Origin of the sequence: Chryseobacterium sp. ISL-6 (assembly GCF_018613715.1) — a bacterium.
In the GTDB taxonomy this organism is placed as follows: domain Bacteria; phylum Bacteroidota; class Bacteroidia; order Flavobacteriales; family Weeksellaceae; genus Chryseobacterium; species Chryseobacterium paludis.
This window is the reverse complement of sequence record NZ_JAGGPT010000006.1, coordinates 305,777-322,477: the sequence shown is the minus strand read 5'-3', so window position 1 is coordinate 322,477 and position 16,701 is coordinate 305,777. Positions and strand designations below refer to the sequence as shown.

The 16,701-nt window shown below is 34.0% G+C and carries 17 protein-coding genes; 7 read left to right on the top strand and 10 right to left on the bottom strand.

Annotated elements, in window-relative coordinates:
* The first annotated feature begins 33 nt into the window (after window positions 1-33).
* The 3 genes from J7E44_RS12270 to J7E44_RS12260 all read left to right on the top strand — a co-directional run bounded on the left by J7E44_RS12270 (window position 34) and on the right by J7E44_RS12260 (window position 4,200).
* On the top strand, window positions 34-504 hold the full coding sequence (locus tag J7E44_RS12270) for a DUF4280 domain-containing protein (RefSeq protein WP_214830069.1): 471 nt from the start codon (window positions 34-36) through the stop codon (window positions 502-504).
* A gap of 2 nt (window positions 505-506) precedes the next feature.
* Window positions 507-3,293 (top strand): hypothetical protein, encoded by a 2,787-nt coding sequence (locus J7E44_RS12265; protein ID WP_214830067.1) that lies wholly within the window; start codon window positions 507-509, stop codon window positions 3,291-3,293.
* 115 nt (window positions 3,294-3,408) lie between these two features.
* Window positions 3,409-4,200: a hypothetical protein gene (locus J7E44_RS12260; RefSeq protein ID WP_214830065.1), complete on the top strand. Its 792-nt coding sequence runs from the start codon at window positions 3,409-3,411 to the stop codon at window positions 4,198-4,200.
* A gap of 96 nt (window positions 4,201-4,296) precedes the next feature.
* On the opposite strand, the gene J7E44_RS12255 is transcribed toward J7E44_RS12260, so the two are convergent.
* Genes J7E44_RS12255 through J7E44_RS12235 form a run of 5 tightly spaced genes read right to left on the bottom strand, consistent with a single transcriptional unit; the run spans window position 4,297 to window position 7,955 of the window.
* Window positions 4,297-5,199: a glycosyltransferase family 2 protein gene (locus J7E44_RS12255; RefSeq protein ID WP_214830062.1), complete on the bottom strand. Its 903-nt coding sequence runs from the start codon at window positions 5,197-5,199 to the stop codon at window positions 4,297-4,299.
* A gap of 4 nt (window positions 5,200-5,203) precedes the next feature.
* Window positions 5,204-6,169, bottom strand: a complete 966-nt coding sequence (locus tag J7E44_RS12250; RefSeq protein ID WP_261510578.1) for a glycosyltransferase family 9 protein — start codon at window positions 6,167-6,169, stop codon at window positions 5,204-5,206.
* Window positions 6,170-6,171: 2 nt separating this feature from the next.
* Entirely contained in the window at window positions 6,172-6,591 is a 420-nt protein-coding gene (locus J7E44_RS12245) for a SufE family protein (protein WP_214830059.1), read from the bottom strand.
* Between the two features lie 42 nt (window positions 6,592-6,633).
* Window positions 6,634-7,731 carry a glycosyltransferase gene (locus tag J7E44_RS12240; protein ID WP_214830056.1) on the bottom strand — a complete coding sequence of 366 codons (1,098 nt, stop codon included), beginning with the start codon at window positions 7,729-7,731 and terminating at the stop codon, window positions 6,634-6,636.
* A complete protein-coding gene (locus J7E44_RS12235; RefSeq protein WP_214830053.1) occupies window positions 7,731-7,955 on the bottom strand; it encodes a uroporphyrinogen decarboxylase in 225 nt (74 codons plus the stop codon). Before J7E44_RS12235 ends, J7E44_RS12240 begins: the two co-directional genes overlap by 1 nt.
* A 154-nt stretch (window positions 7,956-8,109) precedes the next feature.
* Between J7E44_RS12235 and J7E44_RS12230 the strand changes: the two genes are divergently transcribed.
* A complete protein-coding gene (locus J7E44_RS12230) occupies window positions 8,110-10,641 on the top strand; it encodes an ATP-dependent Clp protease ATP-binding subunit (protein WP_214830050.1) in 2,532 nt (843 codons plus the stop codon).
* Between the two features lie 85 nt (window positions 10,642-10,726).
* Here the strand turns inward: J7E44_RS12230 and J7E44_RS12225 are convergent, their stop codons facing one another.
* Window positions 10,727-11,257 (bottom strand): hypothetical protein, encoded by a 531-nt coding sequence (locus tag J7E44_RS12225; protein WP_214830048.1) that lies wholly within the window; start codon window positions 11,255-11,257, stop codon window positions 10,727-10,729.
* 193 nt (window positions 11,258-11,450) lie between these two features.
* Here J7E44_RS12225 and mnmA point away from each other — a divergent pair, with 193 nt between their 5' ends.
* Entirely contained in the window at window positions 11,451-12,638 is a 1,188-nt protein-coding gene (gene mnmA / locus J7E44_RS12220; RefSeq protein WP_214830045.1) for a tRNA 2-thiouridine(34) synthase MnmA, read from the top strand.
* 76 nt (window positions 12,639-12,714) lie between these two features.
* Window positions 12,715-12,921, top strand: a complete 207-nt coding sequence (locus J7E44_RS12215; protein ID WP_214830029.1) for a hypothetical protein — start codon at window positions 12,715-12,717, stop codon at window positions 12,919-12,921.
* A gap of 85 nt (window positions 12,922-13,006) precedes the next feature.
* Here J7E44_RS12215 and J7E44_RS12210 read toward each other — a convergent pair whose 3' ends face one another.
* From J7E44_RS12210 to J7E44_RS12200, 3 genes are read right to left on the bottom strand one after another with little or no spacing between them, the layout of a single operon-like run.
* Window positions 13,007-13,798 carry a hypothetical protein gene (locus tag J7E44_RS12210; protein WP_214830026.1) on the bottom strand — a complete coding sequence of 264 codons (792 nt, stop codon included), beginning with the start codon at window positions 13,796-13,798 and terminating at the stop codon, window positions 13,007-13,009.
* A 4-nt stretch (window positions 13,799-13,802) separates the two neighbouring features.
* On the bottom strand, window positions 13,803-14,147 hold the full coding sequence (locus tag J7E44_RS12205; protein WP_251040567.1) for a hypothetical protein: 345 nt from the start codon (window positions 14,145-14,147) through the stop codon (window positions 13,803-13,805).
* Window positions 14,148-14,164: 17 nt separating this feature from the next.
* Window positions 14,165-14,896 carry a glycine-rich domain-containing protein gene (locus tag J7E44_RS12200; protein ID WP_214830020.1) on the bottom strand — a complete coding sequence of 244 codons (732 nt, stop codon included), beginning with the start codon at window positions 14,894-14,896 and terminating at the stop codon, window positions 14,165-14,167.
* A 100-nt stretch (window positions 14,897-14,996) separates the two neighbouring features.
* Between J7E44_RS12200 and J7E44_RS12195 the strand changes: the two genes are divergently transcribed.
* Complete coding sequence (locus J7E44_RS12195; RefSeq protein WP_214830017.1) at window positions 14,997-15,893, top strand: hypothetical protein; 897 nt, start codon at window positions 14,997-14,999, stop codon at window positions 15,891-15,893.
* Here J7E44_RS12195 and J7E44_RS12190 read toward each other — a convergent pair whose 3' ends face one another.
* On the bottom strand, window positions 15,894-16,637 hold the full coding sequence (locus J7E44_RS12190; protein WP_214830015.1) for a LytR/AlgR family response regulator transcription factor: 744 nt from the start codon (window positions 16,635-16,637) through the stop codon (window positions 15,894-15,896). It lies immediately after the preceding gene.
* Between the last annotated feature and the right edge of the window lie 64 nt (window positions 16,638-16,701).

Sequence of the window (16,701 nt, the reverse complement as noted above, 5' to 3'; positions counted from 1 at the left end):
ATTAATTTTACAGACCACACAAATTATATTAATATGCCTTTAAAAGAAAAAGTAGTACAGGGAGCCTTGTGCCAATGCCAGTTTGGTACTACTCCAGATAAATTAATGGTACTCACGCAACAGAAATATTTCATTAATGATCTTAATGGAAGTTCTAAACTTGCTGCCACTCATAAAGATATAGGACCCACTTTTGAAAAAAACTGCTTTGGTTCGTGTAAAAAGAAGCTTAATACTCCTTGCGTTGCCATCGTTACAGAATGGAGTGGTTACTATGAAAAGGAAAAATATTCTCCACCAGACGGTTATATTTTATTGGAAGACAGCAAGGCCACCTGCCCTGTTGGAGGCAAAGACTGCATAAGTATTATTAAAACAGGACAGATCGGAGAACCATCCCAAAGCAACATTAAAAACGCTGACGAAGAACTTCAGCCTCATGTAAATCCTATCATTGATATGTCACAATATAATGCGAAGGACATGTATAAATTTGGATTTTAGGTATGGGTACAGCAGGAATTAAAAAGGCACTGATCAAAGAGCCGAAAGAAAACGTTAAAAAATATGGTACCGGGTTCATTGTGGAACTAGGTCACTCGCAGAATTCTTTCACAGCCTATCTGGATAAAACCTGCCTTGGAAAAGGCACGCGTAATCCGGAATCTACCATGAAAGAGGTCAAATGGTTTCTTATAAGAGAACATATATGGACAGCCTATAAACAGCTTTATCCAACCCTTGGTCCTAATGAGTTTTTTAACACCATAAAAACTCAAAATGAAGAAAATAAAGATTATAAACTGTTTGAGGGAAATAATAAGGTATTCAGCACTGGAGATATTCAAACAAATTCCAAAAGCATAGGTGTTATCCATCTTTTAATTCCCTACAGCACTTTTCCGGAGGCAGATGGGAATGAGGTTTTAAGAGTCGTGGTTGTAGATAAACCACAGGTTCTATATTGTCATTTTAAATTTCCAAAAACCGGATATATCCCTTTAACAAATAATGAGAAAAAAGCTCTGTATGGGCAAACAGTAGATGTAGAAGTATATACTCATTTACTTCCTGATTGGAATAATAATCTTTCAAAATTCATATTTGATGTCGAACTTATTAACAAGGGTAAAGTTGTTTCTAAACAGGAAAGAGTAGAAATCACCAGTCCTGGGCCATTTGTTTACAATTCAGTAAAAGCTCTAAAATTTCAACTAAATCCTGACTGGCAAAAAAACCACAACAAAGAAAAGAAGGATGAACAGTTCTTTCTTAGATTAAAAGGCTATGTCGGATTTACAGGACCCGTTTTACTTCCAAAAGGTTTTTTGTCTCAGGAAGGAGCATACGACTCTCAAAAGGACACGTCAAACTGGGGCAGAATGGAAAAAGGAAAATGGATCTTTAATACCTCCCCTGATCTATTGGTTCCTTACAATGACATGAGTGCTCTATTTGGTGAATTTGAAAAACAAAAAAATAATCAGATTCAGTACATTGGAGATATTGAATATCTTAAAAAAGAATATGATCCCTGTGGATACAGTAAAATAACCGTAGCCGATGAATCTGATAAAAAGCGTAGTCCGTATGTTATCTTTGATGAAGATGCAAAAGACAAAATAGATAACACCAAAAATACTTTTGATATTATCACTGGTGATAAGGAAAAGAAAAAGGTAACCATTACATTGGATAACCTTCAGAATAAAAACGTTTTATGCACAGGTGTTTTACTTCCTAAAGATGAAAAACACAATATTCCAAAGCATGTCTTTTTATTAGATAAGGTATTGATACCACATTATACAGGTAAAATACCTTCCGTTAAAAATGACTCTACACAGGCAAATGATACTGATGTTTATGCGGACGAAACTAAAGCTCCTTCTCAAAATGTTGCTGATGTACAAGGATGGACAGAAAATACTGATTACAATTACATAGGAGAAAATAAACTCCAGTTAAACCTTGATTATATTTATAATAAAACCATCGCTATTGGAAGTAAAGAATTTAGCGATGTGCCAGCAACAGAAGTATGGCTTGCCAATTATTTCTGGCTGTCGAAGGACAAAATACAGACTTATTTTGTCCCTATTTCTACCTGTCGTTATCCCAATCAATTAGTCAAATTAAGGCTATTTCCAGATGTTGAATGGTCATTAAACTTTTTTTATAACACTTCAGATCCGGTATGGTATGGGAACTCTGAACCTACATACAATATCTATGGGACTGAGAGTAAAGCGACCAGGGATACAATATCTGTAAAAGATCTTAAAACTAAAGGAGATGTAATCTCACTAGCAGAATTAAGAAGAGAAGAAAGAAATGAAAATAAAAATAAAAAAGACGGGCAAAAAAAGATAGGCACAGCAGCTAACCGCTTTATGGGCGATATGAAAGGCAGCTACGGGTTATCAGCCAAGGTTTCATATAATAGCGGGGTTTCTCACGAATTAAGCTGGAAATTTGCTGAGAAGTATCGTAAGATGCTTGGCATTCTAAAATCTATCTATGATACTGTTGATGATATTGCCGGAGCAAAAGATGCTAGAAAAGGTGCAGAATCTCTACCTCCATCTTTGGCTGGAAGAAGAAGCATGATGAGCCTTTCACTCCTGGCTCCTGCCCCATCTGTTGGGATCAGCTGGAAATTCGCTAAAACAGGAGACTCTGTAGGCCTGGAACTTGCTGGTAAGGCAAAGTGTTCTCCCCTTATCGGTGGTGAACTTAAAATTGATTTATTGGCTTTAGCGGATAAGATCCCGGTTTATGGAAAGTTTATTACTTTTCTAGACCTCACGACTTGGTTGATTGAAAAGATTTCGATGGATGCATTAAGCATCACCTACCGTATAGATTTGATATTTTATGCTAATTTAGCAATAGAAGAAGCATACGTAAAATGGAATGACGCAAAAGAAGGAAATAAGTTTGATACAGATCTAACTCTTTCGGGAACTCTTGGAGGTAAGCTTGAACTTGAATTGGGCCTTACTATGAGTGCTAAGCAGATCGAAAAATTCCCGGAAATAGAACTTCAGGCTGGTGTAAGAGCAGATTGTTCTTTTAAAATAACGGCAAGTCCAAATTTTGACTGGGGAAATAAGCTTGATTTTACAACCAAGTTCTCGGGGCTTATGGTTACCGTTTATTATAAGTTTTCCATGAAAAGAAATTCCAAAAACAAAGGCCCCGAAACTCTGGATCCTTTTAAATTGATACCAAGCTATTCAGGAAACCCGGTAAGTATGACTTTTGGAGAAGGCGAAGAAAATAAATTTTAATAAAATGAACAGGAAGATATTATTTGGTCTATTGTTATTTAACATCATAAGCTGCCAAAAAAAAGATACAATAACCCACACATCAAATCTCAATACGAATAATAACGAAAAAAAAATGACAAAGACTATGGCTTCTCATCCTTTATATGCTTTAAGCCTTGATGCAGCAGGCGATTTTCAGGTTTATATCAATGATATCCTGGTTGCTTATTATTATAAAAACGGTGGTACATCTCTTACCTTACCTATTAATCGTGAGATTTTAGGGTCAGGTAAACAGACCGTTAAGATCGTTCTTAAGTCTGATAAAGAATTGGATGAAAATGAACTTAAATATTATAAATTCAGGATTTTAAAATATGCTTCTTTCGATTCGCCAGATTATGATGTGGTTGTAGACTGTAAATTTAATACAGATGAAAACAAACCCGCAAAGGAGATTACTCAAACCTGGGATTTTAACTCTGATGTTCCTTACCAGGTAACTGGATGGTCTCAATCAACGGTTTTGTTGAACGAAGATAAAGACGCATTACTTAAAGAAGTTTTAGATACATATAATAACTTCAGGGATATTCTTCAGAAAAAAGATACTGGCAGTTTCTTTACAAAAACCAAAATAAGAGATGCTGAAATTGATAAAGCATTGTATCTCTCTTCCTCTGATAGTAAAAAGGATCAGTCAGAAACCTCAGCAACCATCCAAAACATTGTTGAAGTTTTACCCGTAGACAATTATAAAATGGTTTTTTATGGAAATGGCAGAATGGTTTCTTTAATAAGAACTGATGAAAAAAGTAAAGATGAATCTGCTTTACAGGCAAGGCTTAAAGATCATAGTACGGAGATTTATGAATTGGTACTTCACCGTCCTAAAAAGGGATCTCCACTAGAAGTTGTAAGATAAACCTATCCATCAATAGAAAAAGCATTGTTATTTAACTCCGACAATGCTTTTTTTTAATTACATTTTTAGAATCAATCAAATAAAATTAAATTGTTTTTAAGAATCCGGATTATCTAAAAGTAATCCAAGTTTGTAAAGGTCGAGATATCTAAGGCTTACGTTTCCCTTCAAAAGGCTCTGCTCTATCCTTCGTTTATTCATCCTGAAAAAAAACTTGAAGAGGCTTTTTAACCCTATTTTATTCATTACATTATGGGCTTTTACAAGCTTAATCTCAGACAGTTTTAAGCTTAACTGGTGGTCTTTAAGCATTTGAGATAAACTTTCCACAGACTCTTTTACTTTTTCCAGATAGACTCTATTATCTTCTAAATCATTATTAAAAATGGGATTTTTAATATGATCAACTACGATTCCTTCTGATTTTAAATCCATTGCAAAGAGCAGGTCTTCATATCCGTATTTTTGAAATTCAGGATTGAATCGAACTTTTTCAAGCACTTCTTTTTTTATAATAAAATTATTGGTCTGAAAGCTCAGATATGGTTTTTCAATCCGAAGTTCTACAGGTAGATTTTCACGTTCTGTTGCAAATTTCCATCGTAGAAAATGTTTCTGATCAGGAAGTTCTGCCGATACACTTCTACCCCCGTAAATAACCTTTGTAGATGGGTTTTCCTGTATGAATTGAATATAGTCTGTTAAAAAATTTTCCTCAATTATTCTTCCGTCACAATCGAGGAAAAGTAAATAATCTCCTTTAGAATAAGTAAGAAATAAATTACGAATTTGTGATCTTCCTATGTTTTTATCAAGATAGATCAATTGGTCGACCTGATTGTGAAGGTCTTTATTTATATCTTTGAATTTTATTTCAGATTCATCATCTATTAAAATGATTTCTGCATCATAATCTTGTGCATTAATTTCTTTTATCAGGTTTGAGACCAATTCCCGGACATCAAAATTATACACAGGGATACAGATAGAAACTTTCATCAGATCAGATTTTTTCAATGATCTTCTGAATGTTCAACTCTTCCAGGCAAGCCCAATCTCCTCTAAAACATTCTTTATCTCCAAATACAGAACAAGGTCTGCAGGTGAGATCTTTTATTTGAACAACATCATTTTCACTCTGGCCAAATCCAAGAAACCCAGCATAAGGATGAGTGGAGCCCCATATGGAAACACACCTTGTCCCAACAATACTTGCCAAATGCATATTGGCTGAATCCATTGAAATCATGAGTTCCAATTCTGCAATCTTGTTAAGTTCTTCTTTAAGATTTAATTTTCCGGATAAACTCTGGGTATTAGGAATTTCACTTTCCCACTTCTCAAGAGTATCAGTTTCATTTTTTCCGCCACCAAAAAAATACACCTTTTCTTTTTGAGACAAAATCTTCACCAGTTCATAAGACTTTTCTAAAGGAAGCATCTTCCCTTTATGTTGAGCAAATGGGGCAAATCCTATTCCGGACTTCTTTTTTGCGATTGGCCTCAACTGATTGGATAATATCACCTTAAATCCCATTTCTCTAAATACATCAGCATATCGCTCAACAGTACGCTTTAATTGCACTTTATTAAGATTCCAAATATCTGTAAGTACTTCCTTTTCCTCCTTTCCTTTGTTGATTTTAAATACTTTATAGCCTTTTCTTCTATAAATCTTATCCAATATTTTTGTTCTGATCACATCATGCAGATTCGCAATATAATCAGGATGAAATTCTTTTATAAGCTCATTTGCCAATCTATTTAATCCAAAAAAACCTTTATAATCATCGAGGTTAATTCCTTTAAATATAACATTTGGGATATCAGAGAATAAGCTTTCAAAATTTTTTCTGGAAACTATTATAATTTCTACATTGGGATTTTGTTCAAGAAACTCACGAAAGACAGGTACTGTCATCGCAACATCACCAAAAGCGGAAAAACGATATGCTAAAATTCTTGTCACAACTACGACTTCAGTTGGTAAGCCACGGCGTAAAATTTAATCTGCTTGGTCATTGCCATTAGACCATTAGCTCTGGAAGGAGAAAGAAACTCCTGCAATCCGATTTCTGAGATAAACTGAAAATCAGAATCTAAGATTTCCTGTGTAGAATGACCACTATAAATACTTACCAACAAAGAAACGATCCCCTTTGGCAAAATACCGTCGGAATCTGCATCAAAAAAAAGTTTCCCTTCTTTAAATTCTGCATCGATCCAAACTTTACTCTGACAACCTTTAATAAGATTATCATCTGTCTTTTTGTCCTCAGAAAGACCTTTCAAATCTTTACCCAGGTCAATTATGTATTCATACTTCTGTTCCCAGTCCTCAAGAAATGCAAATTCGTCAATTATTTCCTGTTGTTTTTCTTTAATGGTCATTTTTCAACAATTCTTTATGCAAAGATACCAATTTTGTAAGGATTATTTATTGGATGCTTTTTCAAAAACTTCCAACAGCTTTATTTCTTCATTTTCCCAACAAAGGACTTTGGAAGCTCTTTCTAATTCTGCCAAATATCCTATTCTTCCTTTATTTAAAACGGCTTGCACCGCCGCAGCTATATTTTCAGGTTGATGATCTTTAATAAGCTCTCCAACATCGAACTGGTTTTTAATATTCTGCATCTCAGGAAAACTAGCCATAATTAATGGAACCCTGCTCTGAATACAGTCTAATACTTTATTGGGTAAAGAATATAAATAGCTATCCCCTCCATTTTCTTCAATACTCATCCCGACATCGGCAGTCAGAGTAACTTTTCTCAAATCTTCAGGCAGGAGCTTTCCTAAAAACCGGACTTTTTGTTGGAGATTCTCACGAACGACCAGATCTTCATATTCTTTTCTTCTTGGTCCGTCACCTGCAATTTTAAATACTACATTCTCTAGGTGATGCATTGCCATAATTGCCTTTTCAATTCCCCTAAACGGGTTTATTGCTCCTTGATATAACAGTATTTTCGGATTATTCTCTGGAATTTCTATAGTGAAATCTATTTTTCTGGGTGCATTTTGAATAACCACAGGATTCACAAGATATTTTTTTTTAAACCATTTTGCATAGCTTCCACTAGCTGTAATCATATATTCCAATTTTGGAATTATATTTTTTTCCAGGTTACGCCACATTTTTTGTGACATTTTGCCTTGAATTGCCGGCATCTCAGAAAAAATTTCATGACTATCAAAAACTAAGGGAATATTTAGCCGTTTAGCAATAAGATAATTGGGAAGCAAAGCGTCTATATCATTAGCGTGGAGAATTGTATTCTGATCAGCTTTCTTTTTTAATTCCTTATATAACTTCCAATTGAATTCGAAATAAGCTGTTTTTAAACTTTTTGACAGTAAAGGTATTCTGAAAAAAGAGTATGGCCGCTTCATTTCCTCGGCTCCACCCCAGTTATTTCCTATCAGCTCGATTTGGTATCCCTTTTCATATAAAGTCCTGCATACCTTTTCTATTCGTTGATCTGTATACAGGTTGCTAAAGGCAGAAGTAATTATTTTCTTTTTCATTAATTTTTCTTTCCTGCAATCAAATGATAAATTTGTATGAAGCAGATTAACCCATTTGGTATGATGACCGGCCAAAGCATTCCGCTAAAAATACCATAAATGACAAAACAAATACAGCCCACCATATTTACGATTCTGATTTTTCTTACATCTTTCAATATAAAACTCAACACTATAAAAAGCGAGGCAGAATATCCAACATAAGTAGCAATTTCGGGACTCATAAGGAAAATTTAAAGAAAACAAACTTAGTCATTTTCAATAAGATAATAAAACTTTTTTCTGCCATAAAGTCATTAATTGATTTTTGGTAAAATATTTGTAATTTAGAATAATGAATAAAAGATAATTCTATCTTTATTCTAATTGAGATATATTATGGATTATAAGTTTTCACAAGGTTTGAGCCAAGTGTTCAAACAGAGCAAAAATGAAGCTAAAAGGCTGAAAAGTGAATTTCTTAATACAGAACATCTACTTTTAGGTATTATAAAAACAGAAAACTCTGCAAAAGAAATCCTTCAAAACCTTAATGCCGATTTAACACAAATCAGAAGAAAAATTGAAACTCTAAATACAACAAGTCTTAATCCTATTTCTGAGGAGGTAACCAATATTTCTTTCACTAAAATGGCAGATCATGCTGTTAAACGTGCAGAGTTAGAATGCCGACAATACAAAAGTAATGAAATTAATACCGTTCATTTACTTCTGGGTATTCTATATAAATATGAAGACCCAACCTCCAATATATTAGGAGCCTATGATATTGACTATGAAGGAGTTTCAAGAGAATATCAAACAATGCTTAAAAATTCTGGGCAGGCACCTCAAATGAGTGCATACGACGACGATGATGAAAGAGAGGAATTTGAGCAAATGAGAAAGCCTGCAGGAAACTTAGGTTCTGCAAAAAGCAAGACTCCTACCCTTGACAACTTTGGTCGAGACCTTACTTCTTTGGCAAGAGATGGGAAACTGGATCCTGTAATCGGTCGTGAGAAAGAAATTGAGCGTGTGTCTCAGATCCTTTCTCGTAGAAAGAAAAACAATCCACTTCTTATTGGAGAGCCCGGAGTTGGTAAATCTGCTATTGCGGAAGGTTTAGCTTTAAGAATCCAGCAGAAGAAGGTTTCAAGAGTTCTTTTTGGTAAAAGAGTCATTACCCTTGATCTTGCAAGTTTAGTTGCAGGAACAAAATATCGTGGCCAATTCGAAGAAAGAATGAAGGCAATCATGACGGAGCTTGAAAAGAACCGTGATGTAATCTTATTCATTGATGAGCTTCATACTATTGTTGGTGCAGGAAGTTCTACAGGAAGCTTAGATGCATCCAACATGTTCAAGCCTGCTTTAGCAAGAGGAGAGATCCAATGCATCGGGGCAACTACTTTAGATGAATACCGTCAGTATATTGAAAAAGACGGAGCATTGGAAAGAAGGTTCCAAAAAGTTATGGTGGAGCCAACTAATATTGAAGAAACCATTCAGATTTTAAATCAGATCAAAGATAAGTATGAAGAGCATCACAATGTGATTTATACACCGGAAGCAATATTAGCTTGTGTCAATTTGACATCGAGATATATTACAGACCGTTTCTTACCAGATAAAGCAATTGATGCAATGGATGAAGCAGGTTCTCGTGTTTATATTAAAAATATGAAAGTCCCTACTGAAATCATTGATTTTGAAAAGAAAATTGAAGATATCAAAGAAATGAAGCAGAAAGCTGTTAAGGCTCAGGATTATCTTGAAGCCCGAAAGCTAAAAGATGAAGAAGAACGCCTTCAAATGGAACTTAATGCCGCTCAGGACCAGTGGGATAAAGATGTAAAAGAGAAAAAAGAAACCGTAACAGAAGAAAATGTTGCAGAGGTGGTTTCTATGATGAGTGGTGTTCCGGTAACCAAGGTTGGTAAAAATGAGCTTGATAAATTAGCTCAAATGGATAATAATCTAAACGGAAAAGTAATCGGACAGGAAGACGCTGTGAAAAAAGTAGTTAAAGCTATTCAAAGAAACAGAGCTGGTCTGAAAGATCCGAATCGTCCAATTGGAACATTTATCTTCCTGGGTACAACTGGTGTTGGTAAAACAGAGCTTGCAAAAGTAATGGCAAGAGAGCTTTTCGACTCAGATGAAGCATTGATCAGAATCGATATGAGTGAATACATGGAAAAATTCGCGGTATCGAGATTGGTAGGTGCGCCTCCGGGATATGTTGGATATGAAGAAGGTGGTCAGTTAACGGAAGCTGTAAGAAGAAAACCTTATGCTGTGGTTCTTTTAGATGAGATTGAAAAAGCGCACCCTGATGTGTTCAATATCCTTTTACAGATCTTAGATGAGGGTCATGTTACTGATAGCTTAGGTAGAAAAATTGATTTCAGAAATACGATTATCATCCTTACTTCAAACATTGGTACCAGAGATCTTAAAGATTTCGGGGATGGCGTAGGATTCGGAACTTCTGCTAAAAAGTCAAATACAGATACAAGAGCAAGAAGTACAATTGAAAATGCACTTAAAAAAGCATTTGCTCCAGAATTCCTGAACAGAATTGATGATATCGTGATCTTTAACTCTCTTGAGCAAAGTGATATTAAGAGAATCATTGACCTTGAATTGAACAAGCTTTACAGCAGACTTGAAAAATTAGGATATAAAGTTGATTTAACTGATGCAGCAAAAGACTTTATTTCAGAAAAAGGATGGGATAAAGATTTCGGTGCAAGACCATTAAAGAGAGCAATCCAGAAATACATTGAAGATTTATTAGCTGAAATGTTGGTAAACAAACAATTAAATGAGGGAGAAACCATCATTTTGGATGTTAATGAAGCTAAAGACGGATTAACCGGTAAAGCTCATAAAACAAAAAAGACGACTGAAAAGTCTTCACAATAATAAATAATTTTGTTAAAACAAAAAGCACCGAAAAATTCGGTGCTTTTTGTTTTTATAATCTTTAGTTTTAATTCTAATCAGGTTATTACAATCCTATAACAAATCCAATATTAGGAACTAAACCACTTGAAAAAATACTTGAATTCTCTTTCCATAAAACATTATACATCAGTCCCAACTGCATAAAAGAATTTCCTCCGATCCGCTGCATATATCCACCACCGAGATAAAGAGCTGTTTCTTCCCTGTTATCTTTAAAATCGTAAAACTTATCTTTATAATCAATAAAATAATGTTGCAGGTTTGCCCCTACATAAAAAGACCTCGCAAAATAATAATTGACAAAAGGTCCTACTCCAAACATTGTTGATCTGTAATAATCTGAAGTCTGCCAGGAAACACTTCCTATAACTCCACCTTCAAGATCTTCAGTAAGTCTGTAGCCTACTCTGGGAGAAGCCTGTAGATAAAATGCACTATTACTGCCGAAGCCTAATCCAATACCACCACCAAAAGTCCATCGGTTACTTTCTGCTACTGAAGGAGTTCCTACCGAAACCTGGGAATAGACTGATAGTGAAAACATCAACATCAATGGAATAATTATTTTTTTCATATGCGGATAATTAATTGTTTTAATGATCACATGGAATCACTTATCTTGATAGGTGCTTGTATTTAATCTGGCACACCGTGATTTCATATACTATCGTTTTTATCAATGTTTAAAATTATAACTTTTTTTGCGAAAAGGATTGTTGTAATTTTGCACCCGTTAAGATAGAGATAAAAACTCTATCAAAAATATTATGAAAGTAGTTGTAGGATTGTCGGGAGGTGTAGATTCCAGTGTTACAGCATATTTGCTGCAACAGCAAGGTCATGAAGTAGTGGCTTTGTTTATGAGGAACTGGAATGATGCATCCGTAACTCTAGAAGATGAATGCCCTTGGATAGAGGACAGTAATGATGCATTAATGGTAGCTCAAAAACTTGGAATCCCTTTCCAGGTTATTGATATGAGTGAACTTTATAAGGAGCGTATTGTAGACTATATGTTTGCAGAGTATGAAAAGGGAAGAACTCCGAACCCAGATGTTTTATGCAACAGGGAGGTTAAGTTTGATGTTTTTATGAAAACAGCAATGTCTTTAGGTGCTGATAAAGTTGCAACAGGTCATTATGCAAGAGTAAATTCAACTTTTGATGAAAACGGAAAAGAAATTTTTCATCTTTTAGCAGGAAAAGATAACAATAAAGACCAGTCTTATTTTCTTTGCCAGCTGAATCAGGATCAATTATCTAAAGCATTATTCCCAATTGGTGAACTTACAAAACCTGAGGTTAGAGAAATTGCAAAAGAAATTGGTTTGGTAACTGCTGATAAAAAAGATTCTCAGGGATTATGTTTTATTGGAAAAGTAAGTTTACCTCAATTTTTACAACAACAATTAAAGCCTAATGAGGGTGAAATTGTGGAAATTTTCAGTGATTCTCCTTTATTCTCACAAGAAAAACCCGGGTTTTCTTCTAAAGAAGAAGAATTAGACTACTTAGCTCAAAAGATCAACTATAAAAAATCTGATGGAAAAGTAATTGGAAAGCATCAAGGTGCTCAATTTTTCACGATCGGACAAAGCAAAGGCTTAGGAATAGGTGGGCATAAAGAAAGTTGTTTTATCGTGTCCAGAGATATGGAAAACAATATCATCTTTGTAGGAGAAGGACATAGTTTCCCAGGGTTGCATAAAAAAGCTCTAAAGGTTGATAATTCTGAACTTCATTGGGTTCGCGAGGATCTAAAACTGAAGAACGGAGAAAGCATGGAAGTAATGGCTAGGTTCCGTTACAGACAGGCACTTCAGAAAGCTATTATCTATCAATTTGAAAATGCATTTTACATGGAATTTGAGGAGCCTCAATCTGCAATTGCTGAAGGACAGTTTGCTTCCTGGTATATTGGTGATGAACTTTTAGGAAGTGGAGTTATTGCTTAGTTTTTAAACTAATAATTTTTGTAACATGTTTTCAGAAATGATACTTACTCTGTAAATATTAACAAAATCAATCACTATGAAAACTTCTTTAAAAAACCAGTACACTATTACAAATCAAATATTAATTGCTGTGGTATCTTCCGTTTTAGGCTATAATATCTATCAAGCTATTGTAAATCCGGAAAGATCACATCTTATACTAAGTCTCCTCTTAATTATGATGACTTACATTATGGTAGAGAAATACGACTCAAATAAACAGTCAGAGAATGAATCTGAGTAATGAATAATAATAAGGTCTGAAATATTTCAGGCCTTTTTTATATGATTACAAGACATCGTTATAAAGTTAGTCTTCTCATTTTAAATTATTCAAAATCAACATAGTAGACAATTTTATTTTCAACATCTTTCACAATTATATCGATTTGCTTTTCTATAGACTCCCCTGAAAAACTTATAAAAAGTAATTCCTTCGTTCTCAGGCTATAAATGAGATCGTACTTTGTTTTCAAAAAATCATGAAAAGAGTCTATTTCCTGATCAGAATCCAACTTTATATCTGTAGAAAAATCACTAGAATTGATGTAAGCCATCCGAGAGGGGCTTTTAGACTCTGTTATCCGTAAGACTTTCTGAAAAGAAATATCAATATTCTGAGAACCAGACATTCTGTATTTTTCAATCTCTTCCAGAAAATCCGTTTTAAAAGATGATTCAACATATATTTTCAGGTATACCTTTATCTCTATTTTCACGTCTTTAGTATTGAAAATCTGTATTATAAAATCTTCATCATTTCTTCCTTGAATAACTTCTATTCTTGCAACATGGTAAATGTTTTGTACGGCATATTTTCCATATTTCACATACACTATAAGTCCTCTTATAGAAATGAACAGGGCAACTATTACTAAAAAAGAAATCACACAGAGTAGTATAAAACCGACAAAAAAATAAAAAAAGGACGCCAAATCATCTTCGCCCTCTGCTGAAAAAGGGTTATGGTCAAAAAGAATCACTTTAAGGCTAAATGTAAAAAGGATGATATTCAAAATGATGAAGAGAACTGTTTCCCAACTTACATTATGTCCTTGTTTCTGTAAAGGAATATTTTTATATAAAATACTTTTCTCTTTTTCGGTAAATGTTCTTACCATAAGCTTATTTCTTATTGTTTATGTTTAAATTATATCCATAGATCATAATACATTCTGTGATCAACAGCATCACAAGGTATCTTACAGGTTTTGCTAAAACCAAACCTTTGATCAATTTTACCACTCCTAAAAACAAAATGAAAATCAGAAAATAAAATGTTGATTTCGGAATTTTACTCCCAGATAATTTTTGAATAATCATTGAGGCATAAAATCCTAATAAAACAATTAAATAAAACTTCAGAAACTCGGAACCTTTTAAAGAAATAGGATTAAAAGTCTGATGTTCAAAGAGAAGCCAGATCATACCAACTATACTTGACGCTGAGTTAAATAGTAACTTTTTCATGACACAACGATTGCATTTTACCCGCCTCCACAACCACCACATCCTCCACATCCGCCTCCACAACCGCCTCCGTCTCCTCCTCCACTGCAACTGTTTCCACCACAACTTGAACCACCCCCGCCATCATTGGTCGAGCGATTGTTTTTACCATTATCCTGAAGTAAGAAAATTAAATATCCAAATCCCAATACTGCAATTATTGTTAGAATAATAGGACTTAAAACACTGATAACCTGCCCTAAACAGGAGGAAAACAAAAATGGAGTTAGAAGTAAAAGAGACAGGTACAGCCTTTTAATCCAGTGTTTTTTAGAATTTATATTATCGTGATTTTTCCAGATGTCCTCAGGAGCCTCATATTGAAATATTTCCCTGTAATATTTTAAGGTACCATTAAACCAATCATCGTGTTTTAATTTTTCAGTATAGCCTCCTTTGGAAGGATGATGATGAAGCTTTCTTTTTAAGATATTCGGACAAAAGTCTTCCCAATAATTTTGTGTGTAAATAAGGTGCATATGCCATACTTTATCAATTATTTCACTTGGCGAAGCCCCATTGGGCAAAATACAACACAGATAAACAAATTTTTTATACTCTTCTATGGCTTTTTGGGTAAAATCTAAGGTCCAATTTTCTTCTTTTGCTAATTTCCTTGAAAAGGGAAAGCTAGCTTCCGCAGCATCTAGTGAAAACTCGCTAATCCTATTCCATAGGGAATCTTCTTTTATAATGATTGTCGTTTCCATTGTTTAAACTTTTAATTTCTACTCAAATTTCAGAGGATTAAAAAATATAAAAGTCTTACAACAATCTCTTTTGGTCGTAAAAAAATCTTAAATTAGTCTTATGAGAAAAGAAGATATTAGTCATCTTGAGAAATTGATGAATTTTCTTAGCATGCACTTTTTAAAGAAGAACAATTGGGAAGACGTTACTAAAACGGAATGGTCCTACATTGTCGATGAACTTAATGAGCTCATTTCCAGCAACCATTCAGAGCGGAACATCAAAGTAAAAACTGATATCTTAGGATCAAATTATCTTTATGAACACCTGATAATCAACAAACTAAAGAAGTACAATCAAAATAGCGGTGCCAGTATCAGTAAACCTAATCTGGCGAAGCTAAGTCTTATTGTAAGAGCTTTAGGATATTCTAATTACATTGATTTCATTAATTCCAATACAGAAGTATTTAATTTCAATGATCTTAGGATCGAGATGAACAATGCTAAACAAAACGTAATTCTTTTAGACCGGCTTGTCGGCTGTTGGTATTCCTATAACAGAAATCTTCCCGATAATCCCTTACAAACTAAAGAAGATAGAATATGGCGTTCAGCCATGGAAATCTATAAATCTGAAACATCTGGAGAGTACTTCATTGAAAGAAGCGGAGGGGATCATCACAAGTATTTCGGAAAGGTTACTGCATATTCCGATTATGTATTCATTATCATGAACAGCAATACTTTTATCAGACAAAGACACTTTATTTCAAGGATAAAAGATATCAATGAAAAACTCAAGAATCCAGAATATAAACTCCATGAATTGCATTTTATAAGTACATGTATTAGTTTTAATCAAGAGCCTATTGCTCTATTCGAAATTTTCCAAAAAGCAGATCGTAAAAATTTCCTTCCCGATTCCATCAGCTTCCCAATTGATAGCGATGAGATTCCTACTTCTATCATCAAACAACTTGAAGACACTGAATCTAACCGAATAGATTACAAGTAATTAACTTACCAACCAGTCTTTAAAATCTTTAACGCGATCCCTGCTGACTGTAATCTCTTCTTTTGGCTGAAATTCCATTTCAACCTTATAATTTGGCGATGTATGAATATTCTTAATATACTCTGAATTGATGATAAATTGTCTATTTACTCTGAAAAACTTTTTCTCATCCAAAGTATCTTCCAATTCATCCAATGTAAAATCTGAAGGATAGTTTCTTTCCTGGGTCTGTAAATAAACAATCTTATTTTCACTGTAGAAACAGCTTATTTCATGGGTTTGAACAATCTTCAAATTATATCCTATTTTTACTAAGATCCTGGAAAGAGTTGATTTATCTTTTTTAATTAACTGCTTAATATCCTGTGAAGTAACTGAGTTATCTGAAGGAAGAAATGATTTAAATTTTTCTATCGCTCCAGCCAGATCCTCTTCTAAAATCGGTTTTAATAAATAATCTATACTATTTAGTTTAAAGGCTTTTAGTGTATATTGATCAAAGGCAGTTGTGTAGATCATAAATCCTTTTGAAGGAACTTTTTCAAAAATATCAAAGGACAATCCATCACCGAGAACAATGTCCGAAAATATCAACTGAGGATGTTCATTTTCAGAAAACCAAGCAATACCTTCTTCTACGGATTCAATTTTTGCAATAACCTCTATTTCAGGGAATATACTTAACATCCGCTCTAACTTCCTTGAAGCCGGTTTTTCATCCTCAATAATGACAGTTTTGATCATAGAATAGTGGTTTTAGTTTTTAAAATCCTGGAATTAAAATTATATAAAAGGATTTGATTCTGAC

Bases quoted from the DNA above. Each gene is read 5' to 3' on its own strand.
- J7E44_RS12270 (WP_214830069.1), top strand. From the start codon at position 34: ATGCCTTTAAAAGAAAAAGTAGTACAGGGAGCCTTGTGCCAATGCCAG.
- J7E44_RS12265 (WP_214830067.1), top strand. From the start codon at position 507: ATGGGTACAGCAGGAATTAAAAAGGCACTGATCAAAGAGCCGAAAGAA.
- J7E44_RS12260 (WP_214830065.1), top strand. From the start codon at position 3,409: ATGACAAAGACTATGGCTTCTCATCCTTTATATGCTTTAAGCCTTGAT.
- J7E44_RS12255 (WP_214830062.1), bottom strand. From the start codon at position 5,199: ATGAAAGTTTCTATCTGTATCCCTGTGTATAATTTTGATGTCCGGGAA.
- J7E44_RS12245 (WP_214830059.1), bottom strand. From the start codon at position 6,591: ATGACCATTAAAGAAAAACAACAGGAAATAATTGACGAATTTGCATTT.
- J7E44_RS12240 (WP_214830056.1), bottom strand. From the start codon at position 7,731: ATGAAAAAGAAAATAATTACTTCTGCCTTTAGCAACCTGTATACAGAT.
- J7E44_RS12235 (WP_214830053.1), bottom strand. From the start codon at position 7,955: ATGAGTCCCGAAATTGCTACTTATGTTGGATATTCTGCCTCGCTTTTT.
- J7E44_RS12230 (WP_214830050.1), top strand. From the start codon at position 8,110: ATGGATTATAAGTTTTCACAAGGTTTGAGCCAAGTGTTCAAACAGAGC.
- J7E44_RS12225 (WP_214830048.1), bottom strand. From the start codon at position 11,257: ATGAAAAAAATAATTATTCCATTGATGTTGATGTTTTCACTATCAGTC.
- mnmA (WP_214830045.1), top strand. From the start codon at position 11,451: ATGAAAGTAGTTGTAGGATTGTCGGGAGGTGTAGATTCCAGTGTTACA.
- J7E44_RS12215 (WP_214830029.1), top strand. From the start codon at position 12,715: ATGAAAACTTCTTTAAAAAACCAGTACACTATTACAAATCAAATATTA.
- J7E44_RS12210 (WP_214830026.1), bottom strand. From the start codon at position 13,798: ATGGTAAGAACATTTACCGAAAAAGAGAAAAGTATTTTATATAAAAAT.
- J7E44_RS12205 (WP_251040567.1), bottom strand. From the start codon at position 14,147: ATGAAAAAGTTACTATTTAACTCAGCGTCAAGTATAGTTGGTATGATC.
- J7E44_RS12200 (WP_214830020.1), bottom strand. From the start codon at position 14,896: ATGGAAACGACAATCATTATAAAAGAAGATTCCCTATGGAATAGGATT.
- J7E44_RS12195 (WP_214830017.1), top strand. From the start codon at position 14,997: ATGAGAAAAGAAGATATTAGTCATCTTGAGAAATTGATGAATTTTCTT.
- J7E44_RS12190 (WP_214830015.1), bottom strand. From the start codon at position 16,637: ATGATCAAAACTGTCATTATTGAGGATGAAAAACCGGCTTCAAGGAAG.